Genomic DNA, 10,268 nt, shown 5'->3' with positions numbered 1-10,268 from the left:
CCGTTCGGGCCGACGACGCAGGTGATGCCCGGTTCGAAGCGCAGGGTGGTGCTGGAGGCGAAGGACTTGAACCCGCGCAGCGTCAGACTCTTCAGCTGCCGCCCACGGGGGTTCGCTGACCGCCGGCCCGGGCGCGGCCGCGGGCTGGCGGGTCAGCTGCTCCCTGCCGGGGCGCTGAGGCGGGGTGGAGCGGGCGGCGCCGAGCGGTGTCGCCCGCGGGTGCGTCCGGAGGCTCAGGCCCCCGGCGGCCCGGTTGGGTCCGCAGTCTCGGGTCCCCGGCCGCCGGGCCGCCCGGCCGCGTTCCGCGGGCTCAGTGGCCCCGGCCGCCGCCCCGGGTGCCGCGCGGGCGGGTCAGGGTGAAGCGGTCGACCGGGACGAGGTCCCCGTACGGTCCGCTGACGGAGTAGTAGGTGACGCCGATGGTGGTCTGCCCGTCGCGGCCGCCCGGGTCGACGTCGAAGGAAGCGAAGCCGTACGGGTTCCGGGCGTCCCGGAAGGCGGACCAGGGGGCGTCCTCGATCACGTACACCGGCGGGCGCTTGCCGGTGGCCGGGTCGACGGCGCCGACGCCGGTGATCACCCGGGCCTTGGCGGGTTCGAAGAAGAGCTGGTTGGACGGGGCCGAGGTGCCGCCACCGCCGATGACCATGTGGACGGTGCCCTTGGTGGTGTCGATGGTCTCGGTGCCGGTGGCGACCGGGATCGGCGTGCGGGTGTCGGTCGGCTGCTGGCCGCGGATCGGGTGCGAGCGCTCGTAGTGGTGCTCGTGGCCGCAGACCACCAGGTCCACGCCGTACTTGTCGAACAGCGGCACCCAGGACTCGCGGACCCCGAGGTCGGCGCCGTTGAACTTGTCGGCGGTGGAGATCACCACCTGGTGCATGCAGACCACGATCCAGTCGATCCCCGGGTCCGCGTTGGCCGCGATCAACTCCTTCTCCAGCCAGCGCTGCTGGGCGCCGCCGGAGTAGCCGTGGACGTAGCTGTTGCCGCCGTCCTGGTAGGCCACGTCGTCGTTGTTGAGGCTGATCACGCGCACCGAGCCGGCCGTGAACGAGTACCACAGGCCGCGCGTCTCCGCGTCGGAGCGGGCGTCGGGCAGCTCGAAGTACGCCTGGTAGGCGCCGAAGCCGATCGGGCCGTTGCCCTTCTCGTTCTCGTGGTTGCCGGCCGCGGGCATCCAGGGGCGGTGGCGGGCCGAACGGCTGTTGTTCTCGAACCAGTCGGACCAGGTGCGGACCCGGTCGGTGGCGATGTTCGCGTAGCAGAGGTCGCCGTTGAGCAGGTGGAACAGCGGGGCGATCCGTTCGACCCCGGCGGTGGTGTCGCCGGCGGCGGGGCTGCCGAGGTTGTCGTTCACGTAGCCGTTGGCGGTCTTCTTGCCGAGGGTGGGGGTGCCCTGGTCGCCGAAGCTGGTGAAGGTGAAGGCGGACCGGCCGCGCGGGGCGGTGCGGACGGTGCCGAGCTCGGGGGTGGTGCCGTCGTGGACGGCGGCGTAGACGTAGTCCGTGTCGGCGCGCAGGCCGGTCAGCCGGGCGTGGTGCACCTGGACCTCGGTGCCGGAGGCGGCGTCCCGGTAGGCGCGGGTCGCGGCCTGGACGGTCCGGCCGAAGCCGTTGTTCGAAGTCCCGTACATCACGCGCGGGTTGCCGACGGACCGGGTGGTGTGCCAGGAGACCACCACCTCGCGCGAGGCGTCCGAGCCGAACTGGAGGTGCAGGCCGGCCACCCGCGGCGCGCCGGAGCGGTCCGGCCGCTGCCACAGCACGGGGGAGGCGGCGGCGGGCGTGGCCGCGATGCCGGAGAGGGACACGGCACCGCCGAGGCCGACGCCGGTCGCACCGGCCAGGAGTCCGCGCCTGCTGACGGGGAGACGTCCACTGGAATCGTTCATGGCGGCCAGCCCACCGGACGAAGGTGAACCGCGCCGGGTCCGCCGCGTGAACTTTGCCGCCCGTCACCCGTGCGCCACACTGCTGGACGTGACGAGTGCGAACGGCGAGGGCCCGCGGGTGATCCGCACCCTGATCGCGGACGACCAGGAGGCCGTACGACGCGGGGTGCGGCGGATCCTGACGGCTCAGCCGGACATCGAGGTGGTGGGCGAGGCGGCGGACGGGCTCGCCGCGTTGGGGCTGGCGGCCGAACTGCGGCCGGACGTCGCACTGGTGGACATCCGGATGCCGCGGATGGACGGGCTGGAGCTGACCCGGCGGCTGGCCGGGCCGGGGGTGGCGGAGCCGGTGCGGGTGGTGGTGCTGACCACCTTCGACCTGGACGAGTACGTGTACCCGGCGCTGCGGCACGGGGCGTCCGGCTTCCTGCTGAAGCGTTCCGGCCCGTCGCTGCTGGCCGAGGCGGTGCGGGCGGCGGCGGACGGGGAGAGCCTGATCAGCCCGTCGGTCACCGTCCGGCTGCTGCGGCACGTGACGGAGCCGAGCCGCCCGGAGCGGCGTTCGGAGCGGCACCCCGAGCGCGGCCGGCCGGCGCCGGTGGTGCCGCTGACCGAGCGGGAGGTGGAGATCGCCGGGCACGTCGCGGCCGGCGGCACCAACGCGGACATCGCCGCGGAGCTGTTCATCTCGCCGGGGACGGTGAAGACCCACGTCGCCAGCATCCAGCGCAAGCTCGGGGTGGCGAACCGGGTCGGGATCGCGGTGCACGCCTGGGAGATGGGCTGGGCGGGCGCGCGGTAGCCGCCGCGCGGGGCGCGGCCGCGGTGAGGTGGGGCGGCCGGAGACGGGGGCGCGTCCACGGGGCCGAGGGGATGCTCCGTGGACGCGCTGAACCTACGAGGCGGGGGTGGCCTCCGGACGTGATGTCCTCCGGCCGAGAGTTCGATCGTCGACCGAGGTAGTCAAACAGCGCCGGACCCTGATCCGTCTCGATCCGTCGCCACTGCCTCCTGCGGTCGAACTTCCTTCAGCTACCTCGCAGGTCCATCTCCCATCATGCGCCTCCCACCCGCCGTGCACCAGGGGTGAACGGTATGAATCCGGGTAATTTTCGTGAACCGGGCGGTGTGGGCACGCCCTGAGGGCGTCAGGAGCTCGGCCAGCCGTCCGTGAAGCTCAGCGTCCGCCGGTACGGCCCCTCGGGCCCGGTGCTGCGGTACTCCTCGGTGCTGCTGCCGGTCCGGACGGTGCGGTCCCCGTCGTGCCGCCGGGCGGTGGGTCGCAGGGTGTGGTCGACGGTGGAGCGCTCGGTGACGTGGCCGCCGGTGGCCCCGGTGCTCTCGCGGTGGTAGCCCAGCTCCATGGCGGTGGTCTGGTCGGTGTTGCCGGCCGCGTCGCGGCTCACCCGGTAGCGGACGTCCAGCGGTTCGCCCTCGTGCACGGTGGTGGTGCGGTGCGGGCCGCCGCCCCAGGTGGCGGTGGTGCGGGTGAGGTCGGTGCCGTTGTGCAGCGTGAGGTCGTTGCCGCCGTCGCGCAGCTGCTGGGCGGAGCGGAAGGCGAGTTCGTCGCGGACCTCGGTGGTGATCCGGCCGTGCGAGGTCTGCACCCAGCCCCGGGCGAGGTCGTCGCGGGCGGCGGTGACCGTCCAGTCGCCGCTGCCGGCGCCGTGGTCGGTGAGGTCGGTGGCGACGGTGGCCTCCGGCGCGACGGCGTAGTCGGTGAGCTGCCCGGTGGTGCGGGCGGAGTCGTGGTCGGTCTCGGCGAAGAGGTTGACCTGGCCCGTCCAGACGTCGTTGCTCTGTGCCTCGGCGGCGTTCAGGGTGACGCCCACGGTGTGCGGCCGGCCGTCCAGCAGCAGCCCGACGTACGGCGTGAGGTCGAGCCGGTAGGCGGGCAGGTCGAAGGCGAAGACGCCCGGCACGGGGCGCCAGAGCAGCGGGTCCCAGCCGCCGGTGTAGATCACCGGGTACGGCCAGACCGCGCCGGCCACCCGGCCGTCCACGGTGAGCCGCAGCTCGCGGAACGGGCCCTTGCCGCAGATGCCGGTGCCCGGGTTGGCGGCGGCGAAGGCGTCCGGCGCGGAGGCGTAGGCGAACTCCTCGCAGGCGCCGCCGCCCCGGGCGTAGACCTCGGCGGTGAGGCGTTCGAGGTTCTGCGGGAAGGTGAGTTCGCGCCCGGTGGCGGGGGCGGCCCGGGTGAGCCCGAACGGCCCGGTGGTGAGCAGCCGGTCGGCGGCGCGGGCGGCCGGCCAGCGGTCGTTCGCGGTGTGGAACGTCAGGCTCGCGCTGATCGTGAAGACGCCCGTGTAGGTGGCGTCGGTGACGTTGGCGAGGTCGAAGGAGAACTCCTGGGGGCCGCCCGAGAACAGCGGGGCGTAGCGGGTGACGTCGTGCTCGACGTTCCAGGCGATGCCGTCCTTGGACGGCTCCGGGGTGGAGGAGAGCAGCACCTGGACGCCGCCGACGCGGACGCTGAAGATCCGGTCGAACTGCCGCCCGGCGACCTGTCCGTGGAGGTCCAGGACCACCGCCGACCAGGGGCCGGCGCAGTCGGCGGGCGGGGTGAGGGTGGCGTTGTACGGGGTGTCCGGCGGGCTGCCGTACCCGTCGCGGAACTCGCGCTCGTGCATCACCTCGACGGTGCAGGAGCGGGTGTCGGGCCGGGTGAGCGGCTTGGTGGCGGTGACCGGGTCGTGGTAGTCGGTGCCGAAGTCGGCGTGGGCCGGGCCGGCGGCGGTGAGGGTGCCGGCCAGGGTGAGGACGGCGGCGCCGACCAGACCGGCGGCGCGGCGGAGCAACGGGCGCAGGGCCAAGGCGGGTTCCCGGGGTCGGGCGGCTCGCGGGCGGGTGCCGCGGGCCGGTCGGATGATCCGGGAATCCTTCCGGGGGTGGCATGCCAGCGTCAAGGCTTCCGGTCGGGTGCGCGCCCGCTGCGCCCGGCGGGTCGGTCGTGCCTGCGTGCCCGGCGGGTTGGTCGTGCCCGCGTGCCCGGCGGGTTGGTCGTGCCCGGGTGCCCGGTGGGTCGGTCGTGCCCGCCGTGCCCGCCGTGTCCGGCGGGTCAGTCGCTCTCCAGCGCCGCGGCCTCCTGCCGGATCAGGTCCCGCAGCGAGGCCAGCCGGGGCCGCCGGTCGTCCACCCGCCACTGCATCTCCAGCGGCAGGGCGGCCCGTCCCGCCAGCCGTACGGTGGTCACCTCCTCGGTGAGGTGGCCGGCCATCGAGCCCGGCACCAGCGAGAAGGCGCGGTTGCGGGCGAGCAGGTAGAGCCGGGAGCCGACGATCCGCGGCGGGCTGACCAGCACCGGCGGGTCGACGCCGTGGTCCGCGCAGAGCCCGAGCACGTGGTCGTAGTAGCGGGGGTGCTGCTCGCGCGGCCACAGCAGCAGCGGCAGGCCGCGCAGTTCGGCCAGGTGCAGGCTGCCCCGGCCGGCCAGCGGATGGCCCCGGCCGAGCGCGACCAGCACCGGCTCGTCGGCGAGCCGCTCCAGCCGGTAGCCGTCCACCTCCTCCAGGAAGCGGCCGAGCCCGATGTCGGCCAGTTCGGCGGCCAGGGTGGCGGAGACCTGGCCGGTGTCCACGGCGAGTTCGGCGGTGTCGAGGGCGGGCAGCTCCTGCTCGGCCCGGCTGACCACGGCGGGCAGCAGCCGGTTCACCACGCTCGGCGAGGCGACGATCCGGGCGGTGCCCAGCCGGGACTCCTCGTGCAGCCGCACCCGGGTCAGCAGGGCCTCGGCCTGCCGGAGCAGCCGGGTGCTCTCGGCGGCCATCACCTCGCCGGCCTCGGTGAGCGCGACCGAGCGGCGGCTGCGGTCGAACAGCTCGACGCCGACGGTCCGTTCCAGCCGGGCGACCTCCTGGCTGACCGTCGGCTGCGAGATGTGCAGCCGCTCGGCGGCCCGCCCGAAGTGCAGCGTCTCGGCGACGGTCAGGAAGACCTGGATCTGACGCAGGGTGAATGCCATGGAACTCAGGGTAGGCGAGCCATAGCTGAGGGCCTATCGGAAACCCCAGGACTCCTTCTGGATTCCGGTGCGGGCCGTCCCTACGCTGAGCAGCACGTCGCCCACCGCAGTGGTCGCCTCACAGAGAGTTCGCGCCATGACCGAACTGTCCTCCGCCGCACCCGCCGCCTCCCGCACCGCCTCTCCTGCCACCTCTGCGGCCGCTGCTCCCGCCGCTGCGCCGGCCGTCGCGCTCTCCGGGGAGGTCGCCCGGGCCCTCGCCGACGGCCGGCCGGTGGTCGCCCTGGAGTCGACCATCTTCACCCACGGCCTGCCGCGGCCGCGCAACCTGGCCGTCGCGCTGGAGGCGGAGCGGCACCTGCGCGCGGCGGGCGTCGTACCGGCCACGATCGGCGTGCACGCCGGCGTGCCCACGGTCGGTCTGAGCGTCGAGCAGATCACCGAACTGGCCGCCGCCGACGGCCTGGACAAGGTCAGCCTGCGCGACCTCCCGGTGGTCGCCGCGCTCGGCCGGCACGGTGGCACCACCGTCGCCGCCACCGCCTTCCTCGCCCACCGGGCGGGCATCCGGGTCTTCGCCACCGGCGGGCTCGGCGGCGTGCACTTCGGGGCCTCGGAGAGCTTCGACGAGTCGGCCGACATGACCACCCTGGCCGCCACCCCGGTCACCGTGATCAGCGCGGGCGTGAAGTCCATCCTCGACATCCGGGCCACCCTGGAACGCTTCGAGACCCACAGCATCCCGGTCCTCGGCTACCGCACCCGCAAGTACCCCGGCTTCTACGTCACCGACTCCGGCCACACCGTCAACCACAGCGTGGAATCGCCCGAGCAGGCCGCCCGGGTCATCGAGGCCCGTGACCGGCTCGGCCTCCCGCAGGCCGTGCTGATCGCCAACCCGGTCGACCCGGCCAAGCAGCTGCCGCCGGAGGAGCTGGACGGCATCCTGGCCCGCGCGTGGGCCGCGGCCGAACGCCGGGGCGTCACCGGCAACGCCACCACGCCGTTCCTGCTCGACTTCATCCAGCGGGACACCGGCGGGCGCAGCCTGGAGGTCAACGTCGAGGTGTACCGGGGCAACGTCCGGCTCGGCGGGGAGATCGCGACGGCGTTGGCCGTTGGTGCGGGTGGTGCGGGTGGTGCGGGTGGTGTCGGTGGTGCGGCGTCGGGTGACGGTGAACGCGGTGACGGTGAACGCGGTGGCGGTAGCGGTGGCGGTGGCGCGGCCTCGGCCCGCGCCGCCGAGAGCAGGGCCTGAGCCGTGCTGGGGGTGCTCGGCGACCTCGTCGAGGACATCGTGGTCTGGGCCGACGGCCCGCTGCGGCACGGCACCGACTCCGGGGCCCGGGTCTTCAGGCGGCGCGGCGGCAGCGCGGCCAACGTCGCCTGCTTCGCCGCCGGGCAGCACCCGGCCCGCTTCCTCGGCTGCGTCGGCGAGGACGCGGTCGGGGACGGCGTCGTCGCCGAACTGGCCGGCCACGGCGTCGACGTACGGGTCTCGCGGCGCGGCCGCACCGGCAGCGTCGTGGTGCTGATCGACCAGGACGGCGAGCGGACCATGCTGCCCGACCGGGGCGCCGCCACCCTGCTGGAACGGGTCCCGGACGCGTGGCTGACCGGGCTGACCCACCTGCACGTGCCGGCCTACTCCTTCGACGGCGAGCCGGTCGGCAGCACGGCGGTGGACGCGCTCGTCCGGGTCCGCCGGGCGGGCGGCACCACCTCGGTGGACGCCTCCTCGACCGGCATGCTGGAGCGGTTCGGCCGGGAGCGGTTCCTCGCCCTGCTGGCCCGGTTGGCGCCGACGTTCGTGTTCGCCAACCGCTCCGAGTCGGAGTTCCTCGGACTGCTGGCGGGCGGCCTGCCCGGGCCCGAGCGCGGCCGGCTGGCGGTCACCACGGTGGTCACCAAGGCGGGCGCCGAGGCGACCGCCGTCGACGAGCCCGGTGAGCCGCTGGTCATGGTGCCGGTGCCGCCGGTGGCCGAGGTGCGCGACCTCACCGGGGCCGGGGACGCCTTCGCGGCGGGGTTCCTGGCCGGGTTCCTGGACACCGGGGACCTCGGGCGGGCGGCCGGGCTCGGACACCGCAGCGCGGCCCGGGTGCTGGCCTCGCCCGGGGCCTCCTGCGGCGGCGAGTGAGGCTCCGGCGGGCTTCTCCCGGACGGGGCCGCTCGGGTGCCGGGCCGCTCCGGTACCGGACCGCCCGGGCACGCCTGGATACCGGGGCGCGCCGGGCTACCGGGGCGCGCCGGGCTACCCGGGCGCGCGGCGCTACCTGGGCACCGCGTCCTTGCGGAGGAAGTGCTTCAGCTTCTGCCAGGTCCAGGTGTTGACCACGTCCTCGGCGGTGAGCCAGCCGCGCTGCGCCGTGCCGATGCCGTAGCGCGGGTAGGCGAGTTGGCCGGTGGCGTGCGCGTCGCTGTCGATCGTGAAGCGCACCCCGTGCCGCCGGGCCCGCAGGACGTCCTCGTCGCGCAGGTCGAGCCGTTGCGGGGAGCCGTTGATCTCGATCGCGGTGCCGGTGCGCGCGGCGGCTTCGAACACGGCGTCCAGGTCGACGTCGATCGGCCCGCGCCGGCCGATCCGGCGCGTGGTGAGGTGCCCGATGACGTGCACGTACGGGTTCTCGCAGGCGCGGATCAGCCGACGGGTCTGGGCGGCCCGGTCGAGGGTGAAGTGCGAGTGCACGGAGGCCACGCAGACGTCGAATCCGGCCAGGAACTCGGGCGGCCAGTCCACCCCGCCGTCCGGGCCGATGTTCAGCTCGGTGCCGTGCAGCAGGCGCAACTTCTTGTGCCGGTCGGCGAGTCGGCGCAGTCGTTCGCGCTGGGCGAGCATCTTCTCGTCCGTCATCCGCTGCATCACCAGGTCCGGGGCGTGGTCGGTGACGGCGAAGTAGGAGTAGCCGCGGGCGGCCGCGGTGTCGATCATCTCCTCCAGGGTGGCCAGCCCGTCGGTCAGGTCGGTGTGGGTGTGGAGGTCGCCGCGCAGGTCGGACTCCTGGACCAGGTCCGGCAGTCCGCCCTCCAGCGCGGCCTCGATCTCGCCCCGGTCCTCGCGCAGCGGTGGCGGGATCCACGGCAGGCCGAGCGCCGCGTACACCTCGTCCTCGGTCTCCGAGACCACCTTCGCACCGCCGTCCACCTCGAACAGCCCGTACTCGGAGAGCTTCAGTCCGGCCCGGACGGCCATCGTGCGCAGCTTGATGTTGTGTGCCTTCGAACCGGTGAAGTAGACCAGCGCCGCCCCCCAGTCCTCCTCCGGGACGACCCGCAGATCCACCTGTACGCCCTGGGTGGTACGGACCGAGGTCTTGGTACTCCCGCTGCCGATCACCTCGGCGACGTACGGGAGCCCGGTGAGCGCGGCCATCAGCGGGGCGGAGTCCTTGGCGGTCGCGAGCACGTCGACGTCGCCCACCGTCTCGCGCATCCGGCGCAGCGAGCCCGCGTACGCGCAGCGGGTGCAGCCGGGGACGGCGGAGATCGCGGCGACCAGCTGCTCGGCCAGTTCGGTGGCGGTGTCCAGCAGGGCGCGACCGCCGGACTGCCGCATCAGCTCGATGCCGTGCAGGATCTTCTCGCCGCTGCGCTCGCCGAAGCCGGGCAGGTCGGCGAGCCTCTCGGCGCGGGCGGCCGCGGCGAGTGCGTCCACCGAGTCGATCCCGAGGTCGCGGTAGAGGGCCAGGGCGCGCTTGGGCCCGACGCTGGGCACGGCCATCATCTCCCGCACGCCGGACGGGATCTCGGCGCGCAGCGCCTCCAGGGCGGGGATGGTTCCGGTGGCGAGGTACTCGGCGATCTTCACGGCGGTGGACTTCCCGACGCCGGGGATCTGCTGCAGACCCTTGACGTCCAGGCCGGCCAGGTCCTCGGGGTGGCCGCCGACCGCGCGGGCCGCCTTCTCGTAGGCGCGGGCCCGGAAGGCGTCCCCGCCGGTGATGTTGATCAGGTCGGCGTACTCCTGGAGCAGCTCCCTGACCTGGTCGTTGAGCCGGGGCATGGGGCAAGTCTAGGTTCGGCGGGGCGGGTTCGCCGGGCGCGCGCTCCGTGGTGTGTGTACTCCGCAGGGCGTCGGTGGTTCGCGCGGTACTCCGCCCGTCGTACGCTGCCGGTCCCTCGGGGCGGTCTTGCGTGGTCGCGGGTGGTCGCGGGTGGTCGCGCGTGGTCGGCCGTCCGGGCTCAGCCGTACGCGACGGTCAGCAGCAGGACGACGGTCAGCCCGCCGCCGGGGGTGGGCTCCACCACGAGCCGGGCGCCGGCGGCCACCACCAGGCTGCGCAGGGCCGGCCCCACCGGGCCCTCCGCCCGGGCGCCCGCGAGCGACCGCCCGCCCGCCCCGGTCGGCTCGAAGGCGCCCTGGTCGGAGACCCTGATCTCCACCCGGCCGAGGGCCGCCGTCGTCCGGCCGGG

8 protein-coding genes are annotated in these 10,268 nt (G+C 74.5%); 3 read left to right on the top strand and 5 right to left on the bottom strand.

The annotated features are described in order from the left end of the window. Positions 1–310 precede the first annotated feature (310 nt). The gene (locus tag AB0E96_RS32700) at positions 311–1,894 is read right to left on the bottom strand and encodes a metallophosphoesterase family protein (protein ID WP_359829414.1); all 1,584 of its coding nucleotides are present in this window, start codon (positions 1,892–1,894) and stop codon (positions 311–313) included. An 88-nt stretch (positions 1,895–1,982) separates the two neighbouring features. Between AB0E96_RS32700 and AB0E96_RS32695 the strand changes: the two genes are divergently transcribed. Further along, positions 1,983–2,696 (top strand): response regulator transcription factor, encoded by a 714-nt coding sequence (locus tag AB0E96_RS32695; RefSeq protein WP_359829413.1) that lies wholly within the window; start codon positions 1,983–1,985, stop codon positions 2,694–2,696. 346 nt (positions 2,697–3,042) lie between these two features. Here AB0E96_RS32695 and AB0E96_RS32690 read toward each other — a convergent pair whose 3' ends face one another. Both AB0E96_RS32690 and AB0E96_RS32685 read right to left on the bottom strand, forming a co-directional pair. Further along, positions 3,043–4,707 carry a peptide-N4-asparagine amidase gene (locus AB0E96_RS32690; RefSeq protein WP_359829412.1) on the bottom strand — a complete coding sequence of 555 codons (1,665 nt, stop codon included), beginning with the start codon at positions 4,705–4,707 and terminating at the stop codon, positions 3,043–3,045. A 245-nt stretch (positions 4,708–4,952) separates the two neighbouring features. Beyond that, a complete protein-coding gene (locus AB0E96_RS32685) occupies positions 4,953–5,855 on the bottom strand; it encodes a LysR family transcriptional regulator (protein ID WP_359829411.1) in 903 nt (300 codons plus the stop codon). A gap of 136 nt (positions 5,856–5,991) precedes the next feature. Between AB0E96_RS32685 and AB0E96_RS32680 the strand changes: the two genes are divergently transcribed. After that, entirely contained in the window at positions 5,992–7,113 is a 1,122-nt protein-coding gene (locus AB0E96_RS32680) for a pseudouridine-5'-phosphate glycosidase (protein ID WP_359829410.1), read from the top strand. A gap of 3 nt (positions 7,114–7,116) precedes the next feature. Next, a complete protein-coding gene (locus AB0E96_RS32675; RefSeq protein WP_359829409.1) occupies positions 7,117–7,995 on the top strand; it encodes a PfkB family carbohydrate kinase in 879 nt (292 codons plus the stop codon). 132 nt (positions 7,996–8,127) lie between these two features. Here AB0E96_RS32675 and polX read toward each other — a convergent pair whose 3' ends face one another. Continuing rightward, on the bottom strand, positions 8,128–9,858 hold the full coding sequence (gene polX, locus AB0E96_RS32670; RefSeq protein WP_359829408.1) for a DNA polymerase/3'-5' exonuclease PolX: 1,731 nt from the start codon (positions 9,856–9,858) through the stop codon (positions 8,128–8,130). A gap of 179 nt (positions 9,859–10,037) precedes the next feature. Continuing rightward, on the bottom strand, positions 10,038–10,268 hold a 231-nt coding region (locus tag AB0E96_RS32665; RefSeq protein WP_359829407.1), incomplete at its 5' end, for a hypothetical protein.

Origin of the sequence: Kitasatospora sp. NPDC036755, assembly GCF_040636595.1 — a bacterium.
In the GTDB taxonomy this organism is placed as follows: domain Bacteria; phylum Actinomycetota; class Actinomycetes; order Streptomycetales; family Streptomycetaceae; genus Kitasatospora.
This window is presented reverse-complemented; position numbering and strand designations above follow the sequence as displayed.